Raw genomic sequence first — 16814 nt, 5'->3', positions numbered from 1 at the left:
GGTGACATACGCGGAAACCTGGCGGGCCGGGAGCGCATCCAGCTGTTCGGCCACGTCATCAGGGACAGAGATCGGTACACGGCGACCCATGCTCTCCAACCTAGCGAGACAGGAACCTCCGTCAGCGACGACCCGCTGACACTCGGTTGATCATCTCCACCGAGTGGGGGACTCCGGCGACGCGGACCAGCAGCAATACTCCTGACTTAAGGCAATCGAAAGGAACCTGGTGAGTACCAAGCACCAAGAGCTCGCGAACTTCATCTGGTCTGTCGCCGACCTGCTCCGGGGCGACTACAAGCAGTCTGAGTACGGCCGGGTGGTCCTTCCCCTGACCGTGTTGCGCCGGCTCGATTGCGTGTTGGAGCCGACGAAGGACGCGGTGCTGGCCCGGCATGCGCAGCTCAAGGACATGGGCGTGCAGAACATGGACCCGGTGCTGCGCAAGACCGCTGGGCTGTCGTTCTACAACACCAGCGAGATGTCCTTCCGCAAGTTGCTCGGTGACCAGGACCACGTCGCGCTCAACTTGCGCGCCTACATCGGCGGCTTCTCGCCCGGAGCGGTCGACGTCCTGGAGAAGTACGGCTTCGACACCCAGATCAGCCGTCTCGCCGAGGCCGGGCTGCTCTACCAGGTCGTCGCCAAGTTCGCCGACATCGACCTGCATCCGGACGTGGTCTCCAACCATCAGATGGGCTACGTCTTCGAGGAGCTGATTCGCCGCTTCTCCGAAATCAGCAACGAGACCGCCGGTGAGCACTTCACTCCGCGCGAGGTCATCAAGCTGATGGTCAACCTGCTGCTCGCCCCCGATGAGGACCACCTGATCACCCCAGGCATCGTCCGCAAGGTCTACGACCCGGCCTGTGGCACCGGCGGCATGCTCAGCGAGGCCCAGGACCACATCCAGGAGCACAACCCGCACGCCACCGTCGAGGTGTACGGCCAGGAGCTCAACGGCGAGACGTACGCGATCTGCCGGTCCGACATGATGCTCAAGGGCGGCGACCCAACGAAGATCGCCTACGGCAACTCGTTCAGCCAGGACGGCCATGAGACCGAGCGCTTCGACTACATGCTCGCCAACCCGCCCTTCGGCGTGGAGTGGAAGAAGGTAGAGGCGTTCATCAAGGCCGAGCACGCACGCGGCCACGCTGGCCGGTTCGGCGCCGGGCTGCCCCGGATCAACGACGGCTCGCTGCTCTTCCTCCAGCACATGATTTCAAAAATGAAACGCCCCGAGGACGGCGGCAGCCGCCTCGCGATCGTCTTCAACGGCTCGCCGCTCTTCACCGGCGCCGCCGGGTCGGGGGAGTCGGAGATCCGCCGCTGGATCCTGGAGAACGACCTGCTGGAGGGCATCGTCGCCCTGCCCGATCAGCTCTTCTACAACACCGGCATCTCCACGTACTTCTGGATCCTCACCAACCGCAAGGACCCAGCCCGCAAGCGGCAGGTCGTGCTGCTCGACGGCCGCGATTACTGGACCAAGATGCGCAAGGGCCTGGGTGAGAAGCGCAAGCAGATCACCGAGGAGCAGATCGCCGAGCTGACCCGGGCGTACGTCGAGGCGCTGTCCATCGCGGACGACCCGGAGCACCCGCAGCACGCCAAGGTGAAGGTCTTCAAGACCACCGACTTCGGCTACCAGCGGATCACCGTCGAGCGCCCGCTGCGGCTGCGGTTCGAGGTCACCGAGGAGACGGTGGCGCTGCTCGGGGAGGCGAAGGGGATGCTCAAGTACGCGGAGCGGGAGTCGCTGCTGGCGGCGGCGAAGTCGCTGATCGGTACATCGTCTGGGGCTCGTGCCGACTTCGCGATGAAGCTGAACGGGCTAGGGAAGCTGCCGGCGGCGGTGGAGAAGGCGGTGTGGGAGGCGTTCTCGGTCAGCGACCCGGAGGGCGAGATGCAGATCGACCGCAAGGGCAACCCACTGCCGGACCCCGACCTGCGCGACAACGAAAACGTGCCGCTGGATGAGGACACTTACAACTACCTCAAGCGGGAGGTGTTGCCGCACGTTTCCGATGCCTGGATTGACGAATCCAAAACCAAGATCGGGTACGAAATACCCCTTACGCGCCATTTCTACATTTACAAGCCGCCGCGTCCCTTATTGGAAATCGACGCCGAGATCAAGGCGCTTGAGGCTGAAATTCAGGCAATCCTTAGTGACGTGACGGCGTGAGTACGGTCCGAGGCGCCGGACTGAGTTGGCTGGAGAGTAGCGCCACTCGGTGGCCCGGCCGCACCGCCATGGTTCGTGATGCAGCAAATCGACGAGGAGTCACACGATGAGTGCCACCATCACCTGGGCGAGAGGCTTCTCTAGGTTTCCGTCGGTGATGTTCCGGCGGCTATTCGTGCCGATCAAGCGTAAGGTTCCCCCGGGAGCGGAGATCGTCACCGCCTACACCAACGGTCAGGTAACGCTGCGCAGCAACAGATCAAAGATTGGTTACCACGAGGCAGCTGATCTCTCGGGCTTCCAAGGCGTCGAGCCCGGCGACTTCGTTGTTCATGGTCTCGACATCATGCGAGGTTCGGTAGGAGTGTCAGACTCCACCGGTGCGATATCGGCCGTCTGTACCGTGTGTCGTCCATCGAATCAGGTTGACGGACGATTCATCGCGTACGCTATGCGTGCTCAGGCCTTGAGTGGATTTCCGAAGGCTATGGCACGTGGAGTGCGCGAAGGTGGAGCGGACTTCCGACGCTGGGACACTCTCGGGGACCTGCCGGTTCCCTGCCCCCCTTTGTCTGAGCAGCGTCGCATTGCCGACTTCCTCGATATCGAACTTGCGCGAGTCGAACGCTTAGCAAAGGTTCAGCAGGAGATTCAACTTAAGTTGAACGAGCGAGATCTGGCAATCCTCGACTCCAAGATCGAGGAGCTATCTTGCGCATTCGGCACCACTCCGTTCAGAAGATTCATTGCCAGTGTCGAACAGGGGTCGAGCCCCCAGTGTGACAACGTGCCAGCGCAGAATCACGAGTGGGGCGTGTTGAAGGTTAGTAGCGTCAAGCGTGGAGCCTTCCACCCCTTAGAGAACAAGAAGCTCCCAGGCGAGGTGCCTCCGGTTGTCCGTTATGAGATCAGGGAGAACGATCTCCTCGTAACTCGTGCTAACACTCCTGCACTTGTCGGTGCTGCCGCGGTGGTCGGACCCGTCAGGCGAAAGCTTATGCTTTGCGACAAGATCTTCCGGATCAGGACAGGCGGAGGTTTAGATAAGAATTATCTAGCGATGGTTGCGCGCGGTACCAAAATCCGCGACCTGTGTGCTGCCGCGTCTCACGGAACCTCCCAATCTATGGCCAACCTAAAGGTTGAGGAGATCAAGGAATGGCCTGTACCTGCTGCTCCCGTAGAGGCCCAACTGCTGATGGTGGCCGAGCTGTCCGCACATCATGGCCGCACCGCAGCTCTTCGAAGGGCTATTGAGCGACAGCTAGACCTCCTTGTCGAGCGCCGACAGGCTTTGATCACGGCGGCGGTGACTGGACATATCGACGTAACGACGAGGCGGGGAGCGGACGTATGAGCCCGGCCCATCAGGAGCGGGCCTTTGAGGCGGCGATCGAAGGCACGCTGCTGGGCGCGGGGTGGCTTAGCGGGGCGACCAGCAACTATGACCGGCAGTTGGGGCTGGATACAGCCGAGCTGTTCGCGTTCATCGGGGCGACCCAGCCGGACGAGTGGGCGAAGCTGCTGGCGTACCACGGGAACAACCCGGACGAGGCGCAGCGGCAGTTCGCCAAGTACCTCGCCAAGCAGATCGACGAGCGCGGCCCCCTCGACGTCCTTCGTCGGGGCGTCAGCGACAAGGGCGTCCGCATCCGGCTCGCCTACTTCAAGCCCGCCCACGCCATCACCGACGACGCGCTCAAGCTCTACCGCGCCAACCGCCTCACCGTCACCCGCCAGCTCGCCTACTCGACGAGCAACAACAACACCCTCGACCTGGTGCTCTTCGTCAACGGCATCCCCCTCGCCACGGCCGAGCTGAAGAACCCGCTCACCGGTCAGACCGTCGAGGACGCCAAGAAGCAGTACCGGGAGACCCGCGACCCGAAGGAACTGCTCTTCGCGCGGCGTACCCTTGTGCACTTCGCCGTGGATCCCGACCTGGTCTTCGTTACGACGAAGCTCGCGGGCGACAAGACCCGGTTCCTGCCCTTCAACACCGGCTCCGACGGGCCGGGCGTATCCGGTGGTGCCGGCAACCCGCCCGCCGGCGAGAGCGGCTACCGCAGCTCCTACCTGTGGGAGCAGATCTGGCACCCGGACACCTGGATGGACCTGGTCCGGCGGTTCCTGCACACGGACAAGGAATCCAAGGCGCTGATCTTCCCGCGCTACCACCAGTGGCACGCGGTGACCAACCTGGCCGACCACGCCGCCCGCAACGGCTCCGGCCACAACTACCTGGTCATGCACTCGGCCGGGTCGGGCAAGTCAAACACCATCGCCTGGCTGGCGCACCGCCTGTCCAGCCTGCACACCGCGCCCGCACTCGGCCACTTCGCCATGACCAAAGGGCTGCGCCCCAACGAGCCGGTCTTCGACAAGGTCATCATCATCACCGACCGGGTGGTGCTGGACCGGCAGTTGCAGGACACCGTCTTTCAGTTCGAGCACGTGCCCGGCGTGGTGCAGCGGATCGACAAGGACTCCGCTCAGCTCGCCGCCGCCCTTCAAGGCGAGACGGCCAAAGTCGTCATCACCACCATGCAGAAATTCCCCTACATCCTCAATCAGGTGCAGGGGCTCCGCGGGAAGCGGTTCGCGGTCATCGTCGACGAGGCGCACTCGTCGCAGTCCGGTGACTCGGCCGCCGCGCTGAAGAAGGTGCTGCTCAAGCTCGGCAGCGACGACGTGGACGAGTCGGGTGACCTGCTCACCGCGTCGGCGCTGGCCCGGGGCCGGCACGAGACGCTGTCGTACTTCGCGTTCACCGCCACCCCGAAGCCGAAGACCCTGGAGCTGTTCGGCACACCGCACCCGGTCACCGACAACCCGCAGCCGTTCCACACGTACTCGATGCGGCAGGCCATCGACGAAGGCTTCATCCTCGACGTGCTGCGCAATTACCTGACCTACAAGTCGTACTGGAAGTTGGCCAACGCCAACCCCGACGACCCCGAGGTCGACCCGAAGAAGGCCGGCGCCCAGCTCGCCCGCTTTGCCAGCCTGCACCCCACGATGCAGGCGCAGAAGGCCGAGATCATCGTCGAGCACTTCCGCAAGCACACCGCGCCGCGCCTGGGCAACCGCGCGAAGGCCATGGTGGTCACCAGCTCCCGCGAGGCCGCCGTCCGCCTGCACACCGCCGTCAAGAAGTACGTCGAGATGCAGGGCTACGTCGGCTGCGACTCCCTGGTCGCCTTCTCCGGCGACCTAGAGGTCGACGGCGTCGAGCACACCGAAGCACGGAGCAACGGGTTCAGCGAGGGCGAGCTGCCCGAGCGGTTCGCCTACACGGCCGCCGACGACAAGCACGCTGGCACGCCCAAGGCCAAGCAGGACACCGAATATCGGATCCTGGTCGTCGCCGAGAAGTACCAGACTGGCTTCGACCAGCCGCTGCTCACCACGATGTACGTCGACAAACTGCTCAAGAACGTCGCCGCCGTGCAGACCCTCTCCCGGCTCAACCGCACCCACCCGCTCAAGGCTCAGGGTGACGTCTTCGTCCTCGACTTCGTCAACGAAGCCGGCGACATCGCCGAGCACTTCAAGCCGTACTTCGAGACCGCCGCCACCACCCCCACCGACCCGAACCTGCTCTACACCGCCCAGAACGCGGTGACGGCCTACCCGGTCCTGGTCAACTCGGAGATGCAGGCGTACGCCGAGGCGTTGCTCGCCGCCGAGCAGAAGGCAACCAGCGACACCGCGCTACAGCGGGCGCACGCCTCCCTCTACCGCTTCACGGAGCCGGCCGTGCAGCGCTTCAACGCCTTGGCCGCCGACGACCCCGAGGCCGCGGACATCTTCCGGTCCGCGCTGCGCGACTACACCCGCATGTACGCGTTCCTCAGTCAGGTCGTGCCCTACCACGACGAGGACCTGGAGCGGCTCTACCTGTACGGGCGAGCGTTGCTCAACCGACTGCCCCGGCCCCGTGACGCGTCCGTCGACATCGGTGAGGTGCAGCTGACCCACCTGCGGGTCAGCAAGACCGGCGAGCACGACGCGTCGCTGTCGCCCGAGGGTGAGCAGATGCTGCCGGGTTTCCTCGGCGGGGCAGCGGGCGGGCAGCGCGACCTGGAGAAGGTCGTGCTTTCCGAGCTGATCGACGCATTCAACGACCGGTTCGGTATCGGTCTGGGCGAGTCGGACAAGGTCTGGGTCGAGCAGCAGATCGTCGCGCTCGCCGAGGATGGCACCCTCGAAGCCGCCGCGATGGTCAACGACGAAAGCAACTTCGGCGTTGTCTGCGACAAAAGGATCGAGGACGTGATCCTGTCTCGCCACGATGACAACGGGAAGCTGATGCAGCGCTACCTGGACGACGAGAGCCTGCGGTCGCAGCTCAACCAGTTCGCACGCCGACAGGCGTACCAAATGATCCGCAGCCGCAAGGGCATCGCTTAGCCAGAGCGAACAACAGCCCACTGACCAACCCTTCGCAGGATGTGTGTCCAGGAAGGTGAGCTGCGTCTTGAACGCCGGAGGACGGAAGATGAAGGTCTGGATCGCTCGCGACCCTAGTAAAACGGCTGTGGCGCTGCGTCCGGTCGAGATCAGCAGCAGGCCTCATCGGCACGAGTGGGGAAACGTCATCGACCTCACCCCTGGCCAGCCGATGACGGCGAAGGCAGCGGATCGCAGGGCCAAATTCCAGCTAATTCTGGTGTCGCTAGGAGCGCTGTACTTCTGCGGTAACGGTGGGGGTGCCTACTGGTGGCTGATTCTCCTGGTCGCAGGCGTGTTGACCATAGCGATCTTCTCTGCCTCGACAAGGGCGGAGCAACCAGGCAAGGTGGTCACCCCGGACCTTCATCGCTATCCCGATGTCCATCGGCTGTTGACCGGTGCACCGGAGCGCGGTGAGTTCGACCGCCTGTTGAGGCTGGCAGAGCGGGTGGGAAAGACTCTGCCTGCGCTCAAGCATCTGGTTGACCCGAACGAGGCTGGAGGGCTGCTAGCCCACGCACTTTGGGATGGCGCAAAGGTCCTGGCTCGCAAGGAAGAGATCCGCGCGGTGCGCGATGATCTCAAGCGTCACGCTCGAGAGCGGTCCGATGAGATGAGCCGGCCCCGGTTGGATCTCCTCCAGCAACAGCAGCGGGCAAGCACCCTGTGGAGCGACGTGAACGAAGAGCTTGACAAGCTCCGCTCCCACCTGACGGCAGCAGCAGAAGCAGGGGAGGTGTTTATTCGGGATCGCGACCTGGATGAAACGTTGAGTCGCACTGAGAAAGCACTCGCACAGCTTTCTATCGATGATGCGTCGATCTCGTCTGGTGCCAGCGAACAGTTGGCAGACGAAACCAGCGCAGTGGTGCAGGCCTATCGCGAGCTGAACGACCTGTACGGGGGTAAGCGCTGACTGCGTTGACAACTGAACGGACCGCGCGTGAGGTGGGGGTTTGATGCGGGCGCAGGAGCGCGTCGCCGACCGGTACGAGCTGACGTACCCGCTCGGTCATGGCGGCATGGGGGAGGTGTGGGGTGGTTTCGACGAGAAGCTCGACCGGCCCGTCGCCATCAAGTTCCTCCGCAAGCTCTCCATCCCGGAGAGCGAGCGCGAGAACGCGGTCGAACGGTTCATGCGGGAGGCGCGGGTCACCGCCCGGCTGGACCACCCCGGGGTGCCCAGCGTCCACGATGTCGGCCACCACGGTGACGACGTCTACATCGTCATGCAGCTCGTACCGGGATTGCTCCTTTCCGACCTGATCGCCGAGCGCGGCCGGCTCGCCGTGCCATGGGCCGCCGCCATCGGCGCGCAGATCTGCTCGGTGCTCGCCGTCGCGCACGCCGCCTCCCTGGTGCACCGCGACCTCAAGCCGCAGAACCTGATGGTCACCCCGACCGGATCGGTCAAGGTCCTCGACTTCGGGGTGGCCGCGCTGCTGGGCCCGGACGTTCCCCGACTGACTGCGACCGCCCACACACTGGGCACGCCGACCTACATGGCACCGGAGCAAGCACTCAACAGTGCGGTGGGGCCGCGCGCGGACCTGTACGCGCTGGGCTGCGTGCTGTTCGAGCTCCTGACGGGCGAGCCGCCGTACCGCGCGGACAGCGCGCTCGGCCTGCTGCACCGCCACATGAACGACCCCATCCCGTCTGTCACTGATCATCGCGCCGGTGTGCCCGACGTGCTCGTGCGGCTCGTCGCCCACCTGCTCGCCAAGGACCCGCAGGACAGGCCCGGGTCCGCCGCCGAGGTGTACGAGCTCTTGGCGCCGCTCGGAGTGGTCGAGCCCGGCGTGGCCGACGACCTGGCGGTGACGGTCGCCGATGGTCAGACCGTCGATCCGACCATGCCCCACCGTTATCCGTTCGGTCCGCTACCGCCCCGCGCGCCGCTGGCGCCGACCAGCGTGGACATCGTCCGGCCGCGCTCGGTGCCAGAGGTTGTTGAGCCGATGTCCCTCGACGAGTTGACCGAGGTCGAGGAGCGCGCCTGGGAACTCGCCGAGGAGGAGCGGTTCACCCAGGCCGCCGAACTGCTCGAAATGGCGCTGCGTCCGGTCAGGAAGGAGCACGGCGCCAAGCAGCCGAGGATCCTGGAGCTGCGGCTTCATCTCGCCAACCTGTACGTCCTCGCCGGGGCGTTCCGGCAGGCATTGCCGGAGTTCCAGCGCCTCATCCCCGACCTGGCTGCGCGCCCGGTGCCTGACCAGGAGCTGATCTGGCAATGCCGGCAGCAGGCAGCCGTCTGCCAGGCGGAGCTGGGTGAAGGGACTTCTGCGCTGGCCGAGCTGCGAGCGTTGCTCGCCGAGGAGCAGCGGGTGATGTCCCCGGGCTCACCGGACCTGTTCCTGCTGCGGCAACAGGTCGCCATGCTTGTGGCCGGCGTTGGCGACGTGACCGAGGCGCGACGCCAACTGGGGGACCTCCTGCGCGATGTCCATCGAGCGTACGGCTCGGAGTCGCCAACTGCCGCGGAGGTGGAGGCGCTACTGGATCACCTACGACGGTTGGACGACGACGACCGGCAACGAAGCTTCGGTCAGGGGTCAGTGCGGTGACCACCAACGACCAGCGAGCTGGACGAAACCTTCCGGCGGGCAGCAAACGCGCCAGCAGGCCGGGTTCGTCGGTCGCTCCCGAAGATCGCCTGATCTCGATCCTGCTTTCTGTGGATCGGGCGATCAGCGTCGGCGATTCTCGGGGCGCATGGGACCTGCTGAAGCAGGGCTCACACGCCGCAAAGAGCTGCTCTGACCCGAAGGTCCGGCAGCAGATGCATCGGATCCTTGCGGTGCAACGCGGGCGCGTAAAGGCCAAGCAGGGTGTGGCCAAGCGGCAGCAGCGACAGCGCGCCTTGAAGGCGACCAGCTCTCAGGAGCGGGCCGAGTCACTGCTCGCGGCGCGATGCGTCGGCTGCGGCCTGAGCGGACGCGATGGCAGCCTGACCCGGAAGTCAGGTGCTCCCCGCTGTTCCCGATGTCACGCGGAGTGGGCGACCGTGAAATGCGCGCGTTGTGGGAAGACGTTTCGCCGCAGGGGCACAGATCCAGGCTCACGCAAGTGTGACCTGTGCCGTGATGGCGACCGGTCAGCGTCGGTCCGAGCAGCGCCAGCAGGACTGCCCACGCTGGGCAGACGACGGTGAGGCTAGTAGCAGGGGGCGCTACACCTTCCTCGCGCCCCGGACGCCGCGCTCGTTCACGCCCGGCTCGACCCCCGTCACAGTGCACCTGCCGGTTGTCGGAAAGAGGCGTGCCGAGATGGCACCGGCCGAAGGGAACTCGTCGCCATACTCCTCGCTGCGATGGTTCCTGATTTCGTTGACCGTCAGGAACGCGCCGGACGGCTGCGACAAGAAAGCCGAACCGATGTGGGCGGCGATGTCTCGTCGCCGGGGCTCCGGCACGACTGAGAGGTGGCCGGTCGGCGGGCCGGCGTTGCTGTCCTCCGTCGGTTCCCGCCTTTCCGTCACGGCAGAGCTGTCCACGCCGAGCAGGCTGAGGAGGCGTTCGCGCATCAGCGTCCGCCGGCGGTCGTAGAAGCTCAGGAATTCGGCGAGTGGTGGTAGGTCGCCGAGGTCGTTACGGGTCAGATAGCCCAGCTGGGCGGCGGGGTCGGGATAGGCCCTGCGAACCCACTCGGACGGCAGAGCGGCTCGCTTGTCGACGTTCTCCGTCCCCTCCAGAAGTTGGAGGTTACCCAGCCTGTCGACGTGATCGAGGTAGACGGGAATGTTCTCGTCCGGGATGCCGGCCGCGCGAAGCCGGGCCGCGGTGAACCTGCTTCTCGGATACACATGGTCGACGTGGAACGTGTTGCGTACGTCGATGCCCGGGTAGAGCAGTGCCAGCAGCGCGAAGGTCTTTGTCGCGCCGTACTTCAGGTCCAGCAGCTCGTCCACCTCCAGAGGATCGAACCGGAGGGCCTTGCCCTGCCTGGCCATCTCACGTTCGAGCGAAGCGCGGGGAAAGCCGTTGCGTGCTTCGGCGTCCAACACCGCCCTCAGGCCGGACAGCAACGTGTCGAGGCCACTGCCCCAGATGCCACCCTTGATCACCGCCTGCAGCAGCCACCGGCGGATCTCGTCGCGGTCCGACGCGTCGGCCGAACGCCGCAGGTAGCCCGTCTCCAGACGGCGAAGATGCGCATAGTGAGCGAGCGGGATGATCACGCTGCTGGCGGGCAAGGTGGCTGACGAGAACCCGAAGTCGTTGAGCAACTGAGCGGCCAGCCGCAGCGCCCGCTCGATGTCGTCCCAGCCTTCTTCCATCGCCAGCATGGTGTGCCGGTCGAAGTTGTCGACCTTGAAGCGGATGTCCCGTTTACCGAGCAGGACCAGACCGGTCTTCAAGACGCTGTTCTTGTCGAAGTTGAAGCCCTGGCCGGTGCGGTTGAGGTCGTCGACGAGAGCGTGAATCTCCTCCCGCGCGTCGCGCTCACGCCACTGAGAGGTGGCGATGCTCAGCAGCAGGTCGCTGAACGAGAGCGGGACTGCTCCGCTGTTTACCCGGATGAAGATGTTGAGCACCTTCTCCAGGCTCTGGTCTTCCTCCTCGAAGTAGTTGATTAGCGTCTGCCGCTTCACCACTTCGTAGAGCTTGAAGAGCACCCGTCCGGCGGCGTTGGGCAGTTCGTGGTGAGCGGTGATGTCGAAGACCTGATCACCCTCGTTGATGCTCCGGATCTCTGAAACCGGGAACCAGAAGGTGTGCTCGTCGCGGGCCTTGGCCTCATCAGCGGTCAGGAACCGGAAGTGGTACGCCAGCTCCAGCTCGTCATCGTCGCCGCGGGCCAACAGGTTGATGTAGAGCCGCTTCGTCGGGTACGCGAGCGGGTTGTTGTGCCTCATCCTCGGGAGCCGCTCGGCGTAGGAGCCGCGGAGACCGATGTTGAGCGCGGTCAGCCGCTGCTGCCCGTCGAGGATGGCGGTCACGTCCCTGCCGCGCTCGACGTCGAGAGTGGGGCAGTGCGGCGAGTTCTTTGCGTGATAGGTCCGCACGAAGTCGTAGAAGGTGTACGACTTGACCTTGTCCCCGCTGACCTTCCAAAACAGGAACGAGCCGATGGGGTACCCACGCATCAGGCTGTCGAAGAGCTTGCAGATCCGGTCGGGCCCCCAGACGAACTCCCGTTGGATGGCGGGAAGGACGTAGTCGTGCCGCGCCATCCGCTCAAGTGCGGTGGCGATCGTGATGGGCGCCTGAAACGGCACGTGACCTCCCTGATCCGCGACCGGCGAATGCGGAGAGTTGACGGGTGAACGGTCACCTTCCCATGTGGAGGGCCGATGTCACCAGGCTGTGTGGATCGGTTACTGTCGCTCGACGCTCGGTGGGCCCAGTTCAGTAGGAGCGCGTGATCGCTGCGTGGGTGCCGGCGACAACGCTGGTGTTGTATCGCTCGACGCCACGGGCTGCGAGTAGGGGGCCCAGGACCAGGTAGGCGATCCAGGTCAGGGGCATCGTCACGATGCCGATAAAAACGAATATGAGGAAGAAGTTGATCCAGAACAACCCCCAAAAGGACAGCATCAGGATCACACCCGAAGACGTTCGACCGGCATACAGGTTGCCCACGCCGAAGATGCCGAAGAGGCCCAGGATCAATTCAAGGGCGACGGCAGCACCGGCAGACTTCTGAGGTACGAGCACCGCCTGCGGTCCGACGTAAACCGGCTGCATCGGGACCGGAGCGGGATGTTGCTGAGCAACCGGGACCGGTAGGTGTTCGGTCTGTGCTGGCTGCCACTGCTGGTAGGGATCGGGATGAGTCACTGCATGAGTCTCGCGTGAGAACAGTTCGCGAGTCACCCGCCGTTTGGTCCCGTGCATCGGACTGCAAGGGCCGTCCCCACGTCCGTGTGGCCAAGGAGGCGTACGACTTCAGCGGGTCAGCGTGTTGTTGCGGGCACCGCCGACAAAGGCGCACCAAGCGGTTGGGCAAAAGGTGAGAGCCGGACCGGCCTGATCCTTGGAGTCGCGGACGGCGACGATGTCGGGCAGGTTGTCGGCGACCTCGACGCAGGCGCCGCCGTTGTCGCCGCTGCGGGTGCTCTTGCGCCAGACGGCGCCGGTCAGGTCAGTCATGCCGCATCTCCCCGGATATCCTCTTGATCATGTCTTTCGATTCTGCCTCGTCGAGGGCCATCGCATCCAGCCCTCCCCAGACGCGTTCGTACGCGGCTAACTCGTCAGGCTTGTCGAGGTAGAGCGCCCCGGTCAGCGACTCGCTGTAGACGACCGACGGTTCCGGGGCTGCTCTGCCGCCCTTGGTGGGCGGAAAGTCGAGGATCATGACGGTACCGGCGACCGCGCCGGGGTGTGGCCCCGCAGCCAGTGGTAGCACTCGGACGGACACATTCGGCAGCTCTGACACCCTGAGTAGGTGGTCGATTTGCGCGGTCATGACGTTGGGGCCGCCGACCGTGCGTCGAAGCACTGCCTCTGACAACACCGACTCCAGCCGTGGCGCCGGAGGAAGCCGCCGGACGAGTAGCGCCTGCCGCTGAAGCCTTACTTGGACGGCGCGCTCCCTCTCCTCGTCGCTGAGGATCCTGCCGCGCCGGATCAGCGCGTCGGCGTAGCCCTTGGTCTGCAGGATGCCGGGGATCAGAGACTCGTCGAAGCCTCTGAGCCGCGAAGCGGCGGATTCCAGGCCCACGTACAGCTCGAACCAGTTCGGCACTGCATCGCCGTATGCGTGCCACCAGCCCTTCGACTTCGTCTCCACGGCCAGCCCGCGCATCGCCTCGGTCATCTCCGGCGACACCCCGTACAGCTCGCACATCGCCTTGACGTCCAGCACTCGGACCGAGCCTTGGCCGCATTCGAGGCGCCAGATCTTCTGCCGGCTGTATTCGAGGGCTTCGGCGGCGGCGTCGAGCGTCACCCCGGCCTCGTTGCGGAACTGTCGCAGCAGCCGGCCGAGTTGCCGGCGCGGCACTGTCGATCCGATGTCTTCGGGCATCCGCACACTCCCTGGTTCCATCACGCAACACTGCGTGACCTACGCCTGCAACTCCTACGGGTTTCAGCAAAGAATGTCAATGCACAACAGCGAAATTGCGGTTTAGAACGTTGCGTTTCCACTCCGGACTGTCGCAGGCTGATCACAGCACGGCGGCCGTCCGGTCCCCCCGACCGGCCGCCGTGCTTCCCCCAACCCCTCGCCCTCTCCGCATCAGGAAGGCAGGCAGACATGAACGCCAGAGACCAGCGGCCAGGGACGGCGAGCGGTGGTGCGACCTACCGCTCCGCCGCGTACACCAGTCTGTTGCCGTGGCAGGTCCGTGAGCGCCGCTTTGCGCCAGTCGGGTTCGGACGTCGCGGTCTGAACCCCGACGACGTGTGCGCCTTCCTCGACCGGGTCGCCGTCGACATGGCCGCCGTCTACGCCGCTCTCGCCGAGAGTCGCCGTGAGACCGCCCGGATCAAGTCCGGGCTGCGTCGCTGGCAGACCGATCAGGCCCGGGCCCGCAACGAGCGGGGACAGGCCCGGTGAGCCAGCGCTACGTCGTCCACCTGCCAGTCGTTGCCACCGACCTGCCTGCCGCGCAACGCCTGGCCCGGGCCATCGGTCGCTGGATGCTGGTGCTGCCGATGACGGACCCGGGGGAGACCACCGTCTCCGAAGAGGACCATCAGCTCGTGCGGCACCGGGTCTTCTGCGACCTGCGGCTGCCCGGCGGCCGGCGCTGCCTCCTGCGCGACGGCCACGACGGCGACTGCTCCCGCCGCCTGCGTCGGTGAGGCGTGCGAAGCCGGAGATAGGCAGAGCTAAAACGACGCGGCGATGCTTTCGCGAAGCGCGGCAGCACGTGCGTCGTCGAACCTGGCCAGCAGTGAGTGCGCCTCCCGCCAGTGCTGGCCGGCCTCCTCGGCGCGACCCGCCGCCGTCAGCGCGCCGCCCAGACGGTTCAGCGTCAGGGCAAGTTGCCAATCGTCCCCGAGCTGCCGATGCGCCACCGCCGCGCGCAGGTGGAAGGCAATCGCCTCGTCGGCCTGCCCCAGTTCCCGGTACGCCTCACCGGCGCCGTCGAGGGCCATCGCCTCGCGGCTGCGGTCACCGAGCCGACGTTGAATCGTGGCCGCCCGGTGCACGGCCTCCAGCGCCTCGGCGGGTCGGCCGGAGGCGCGCAGCACCCGTGCGTACTCCACCAGCCAGTGTCCTAGCCAGACCTGGCTTGCGCCCTCGGCGATGGCCACGGCCGACTCGATCGCGGCAAGAGCCTCTTCGGTACGGCCGAGTTCCCGCAGGGTCATGCTCAGGAAGAAGAGCGAGTTGCCCTCCTGCCCGCAGTCGTCAATATCCCGCTGCACCGCGAGTGCCCGCTCCAACAGCGCCGCCGCCTCGGTCAGCTCACCCAGCTCGTAGCGGGTCTCGGCGAGGTTGCTGAGTAACAAGGCCTGCCACCGCTGGTTGCCGAGTCTTTCGAAGATCGCCAGGCTCTCGCCGAAGTGGCTGAGCGCCTCGGTGAGGTGACGGTGGCGCAGGCCCAGCAGCCCGAGCGCGTTGATCGACACGGCTGTGCCGTACTCGTCGTCGATCTCCTGTCGAATGACCAACGCGGCCCGGTGGTGTACGGCGGCCTCGGTGAGTTGGCGAGCTTGGAAGTGGGCCTTGCCGAGGCTCTCCAGCGCCTCCGCCTCGCCATGCCGGTCGCCCAGCGTGCGGGCTGCGGCCAGCCCGATCCGGGCGGTGGTGAACCAGTCTTCGAAGGCGTTGTGATGCATGAAGATGCTGCGCAGCAGCGCTGCCAGTTGCCAGGCGATCCGCGGTAGCCCGGCCTCGGCGGCTGCGCGGGTTGCCGCTACCAGGTTGTCCCGTTCGGCGTCGAACCAGGCGTCCGCCTCGGCGTTGGTCGCGAAGGTGAGCGGCGTGACGTCGGTCGGCGGATCCAACGGTACGGTCCGGTAGAACGGCTGCGTGCGGGTCAGCGCGGCGTCGGCGGTGTGCAAGTAGCAGTCCAACTCACGGCGCAGCGCGGCTTGCCGATCCTCCGCGTTCTCCAGGTGCCGGACCTGGTCGACCGCGTAGGCGCGCAGGAGGTCGTGGAGTTGGTAGCGTCCCGGAGCGCTCAGTTCCAACAGGTGTGCGCTGACCAGCGCGTCGAGTGGCTGCCTTACCTGGGGCAGGGGCACACCTGTCAGCGCGGCGGCGGCCGGGGCGCTGAAATCCGGGCCGGGGTGTAACCCGAGTAGCCGGAACAGCCGCGCGGACGTCGGGTTCAGGGCGCGATAGGACCAGGCGAAGACCGCCCGCACGGCATCGGACTCCTCGTCCTCCTCAGCGGTGAGGGCGTCCCACAGGGCCGACTCGTCGCGCAGATCCTGGATGAGCTCGCCGAGCGGCATGAACGGCCGGCTCGCCGCTCGCTCGGCAGCGATGCGCAGCGCCAGCGGTAACCGGGCGCAGAGTCGCGCCAACTCGGTCAGCTCGGCGGGGTCATCGCCGCTTCGGTAGGGCGAGGTGATGTCGCGTAGCAAAGTGACGGCGTCGTCTTCGGTCAAGATGCGCAGCGTCAGCCGTCGGCCGCCGTCGCGGGTGGTCAGCCCGGACAGCATGTTCCGACTGGTGACCACGACCAGGCAACGGTCCGTGCCCGGCAGCAGCGGGCGCACCTGCCGGGCCGATGCGGCGTTGTCCAACAGCACCAGTACGCGCCGGCCGGCCAGACGCGAGCGGTACAGCGCCGCCCGGTCATCCAGATCCGCTGGCACCGCCGAGGGCGGAACACCGAGAGCCCGTAGGAAGCGGTCGAGGATCTGATCCGGCTGCGCCGGCTCCCCCGGATCGTAACCGCGCAGATTGGCGTAGAGCTGCCCGTCAGGGAACCTGCTCCGGACGCTGTGCGCCCAGCGCAGGGCTATTGAGGTCTTACCGACGCCGGCCGTCCCGGTGATCACGGACAGGCTGACATCGACGCTCTGATCGCCCTCGGTCAGCAGCCGGTTGAGTGTCTGCAGCTCCTCCACCCGATTGACGAAACCGCGTACGTCACCGGGGAGCTGCTGCGGTCGCTCCTGGGATGCCACCTCGCCGTGGAAGTGCACACCGCCGTACACGTCGCGGGCCTGGACCAGCTCCGCCGGGCCGGACAGATCGGACCGGTTCACCTGAGCCGGCTGCTGCCCAGGCTCGTCCGAACCGACGCCGTCCA

12 protein-coding genes are annotated in these 16814 nt (G+C 65.8%); 7 read left to right on the top strand and 5 right to left on the bottom strand.

All coding sequences use genetic code 11. The annotated features are described in order from the left end of the window. The first annotated feature begins 229 nt into the window (after window positions 1-229). From AB0B68_RS22640 to AB0B68_RS22620, 5 genes are all read left to right on the top strand, one after another. Entirely contained in the window at window positions 230-2191 is a 1962-nt protein-coding gene (locus AB0B68_RS22640; RefSeq protein ID WP_357262466.1) for a class I SAM-dependent DNA methyltransferase, read from the top strand. 106 nt (window positions 2192-2297) lie between these two features. After that, window positions 2298-3548, top strand: coding sequence for a hypothetical protein (locus tag AB0B68_RS22635; protein ID WP_357262463.1), 1251 nt, complete (start codon window positions 2298-2300; stop codon window positions 3546-3548). Beyond that, window positions 3545-6604 carry a type I restriction endonuclease gene (locus AB0B68_RS22630; RefSeq protein ID WP_357262460.1) on the top strand — a complete coding sequence of 1020 codons (3060 nt, stop codon included), beginning with the start codon at window positions 3545-3547 and terminating at the stop codon, window positions 6602-6604. Before AB0B68_RS22635 ends, AB0B68_RS22630 begins: the two co-directional genes overlap by 4 nt. 88 nt (window positions 6605-6692) lie before the next feature. Further along, entirely contained in the window at window positions 6693-7562 is an 870-nt protein-coding gene (locus tag AB0B68_RS22625; RefSeq protein WP_357262457.1) for a hypothetical protein, read from the top strand. Between the two features lie 43 nt (window positions 7563-7605). Then, window positions 7606-9213 carry a serine/threonine-protein kinase gene (locus tag AB0B68_RS22620; protein ID WP_357262454.1) on the top strand — a complete coding sequence of 536 codons (1608 nt, stop codon included), beginning with the start codon at window positions 7606-7608 and terminating at the stop codon, window positions 9211-9213. A 605-nt stretch (window positions 9214-9818) separates the two neighbouring features. Here AB0B68_RS22620 and AB0B68_RS22615 read toward each other — a convergent pair. The 4 genes from AB0B68_RS22615 to AB0B68_RS22600 all read right to left on the bottom strand — a co-directional run bounded on the left by AB0B68_RS22615 (window position 9819) and on the right by AB0B68_RS22600 (window position 13621). Then, the gene (locus AB0B68_RS22615; RefSeq protein WP_357262451.1) at window positions 9819-11867 is read right to left on the bottom strand and encodes a DUF262 domain-containing protein; all 2049 of its coding nucleotides are present in this window, start codon (window positions 11865-11867) and stop codon (window positions 9819-9821) included. A gap of 130 nt (window positions 11868-11997) precedes the next feature. Then, window positions 11998-12429 (bottom strand): hypothetical protein, encoded by a 432-nt coding sequence (locus tag AB0B68_RS22610; RefSeq protein WP_357262448.1) that lies wholly within the window; start codon window positions 12427-12429, stop codon window positions 11998-12000. Window positions 12430-12537: 108 nt separating this feature from the next. Continuing rightward, window positions 12538-12741 carry a DUF397 domain-containing protein gene (locus AB0B68_RS22605; RefSeq protein ID WP_357262445.1) on the bottom strand — a complete coding sequence of 68 codons (204 nt, stop codon included), beginning with the start codon at window positions 12739-12741 and terminating at the stop codon, window positions 12538-12540. Next, window positions 12734-13621 carry a helix-turn-helix transcriptional regulator gene (locus AB0B68_RS22600; protein WP_357262442.1) on the bottom strand — a complete coding sequence of 296 codons (888 nt, stop codon included), beginning with the start codon at window positions 13619-13621 and terminating at the stop codon, window positions 12734-12736. The genes AB0B68_RS22605 and AB0B68_RS22600 overlap by 8 nt, the downstream gene beginning before the upstream one ends. Before the next feature lie 231 nt (window positions 13622-13852). Between AB0B68_RS22600 and AB0B68_RS22595 the strand changes: the two genes are divergently transcribed. Next, window positions 13853-14155, top strand: coding sequence for a DivIVA domain-containing protein (locus AB0B68_RS22595; protein WP_357262439.1), 303 nt, complete (start codon window positions 13853-13855; stop codon window positions 14153-14155). Then, entirely contained in the window at window positions 14152-14403 is a 252-nt protein-coding gene (locus tag AB0B68_RS22590; RefSeq protein ID WP_357262436.1) for a hypothetical protein, read from the top strand. The genes AB0B68_RS22595 and AB0B68_RS22590 overlap by 4 nt, the downstream gene beginning before the upstream one ends. A gap of 27 nt (window positions 14404-14430) precedes the next feature. Here AB0B68_RS22590 and AB0B68_RS22585 read toward each other — a convergent pair whose 3' ends face one another. Continuing rightward, window positions 14431-16770 carry a tetratricopeptide repeat protein gene (locus AB0B68_RS22585; protein ID WP_357262433.1) on the bottom strand — a complete coding sequence of 780 codons (2340 nt, stop codon included), beginning with the start codon at window positions 16768-16770 and terminating at the stop codon, window positions 14431-14433. Between the last annotated feature and the right edge of the window lie 44 nt (window positions 16771-16814).

It is taken from the genome of Micromonospora sp. NPDC049049 (assembly GCF_040649115.1).
GTDB lineage: Bacteria > Actinomycetota > Actinomycetes > Mycobacteriales > Micromonosporaceae > Micromonospora.
The sequence above is the reverse complement of the archived record's forward strand: the minus strand, read 5'-3'. Positions and strand labels throughout refer to the sequence as shown.

What these genes read in the sequence shown, in the direction of transcription:
- AB0B68_RS22630 (WP_357262460.1), top strand. Translation starts at nt 3,545, where the DNA reads ATGAGCCCGGCCCATCAGGAGCGGGCCTTTGAGGCGGCGATCGAAGGC.
- AB0B68_RS22620 (WP_357262454.1), top strand. Translation starts at nt 7,606, where the DNA reads ATGCGGGCGCAGGAGCGCGTCGCCGACCGGTACGAGCTGACGTACCCG.
- AB0B68_RS22595 (WP_357262439.1), top strand. Translation starts at nt 13,853, where the DNA reads ATGAACGCCAGAGACCAGCGGCCAGGGACGGCGAGCGGTGGTGCGACC.
- AB0B68_RS22625 (WP_357262457.1), top strand. Translation starts at nt 6,693, where the DNA reads ATGAAGGTCTGGATCGCTCGCGACCCTAGTAAAACGGCTGTGGCGCTG.
- AB0B68_RS22600 (WP_357262442.1), bottom strand. Translation starts at nt 13,621, where the DNA reads ATGCCCGAAGACATCGGATCGACAGTGCCGCGCCGGCAACTCGGCCGG.
- AB0B68_RS22635 (WP_357262463.1), top strand. Translation starts at nt 2,298, where the DNA reads ATGAGTGCCACCATCACCTGGGCGAGAGGCTTCTCTAGGTTTCCGTCG.
- AB0B68_RS22605 (WP_357262445.1), bottom strand. Translation starts at nt 12,741, where the DNA reads ATGACTGACCTGACCGGCGCCGTCTGGCGCAAGAGCACCCGCAGCGGC.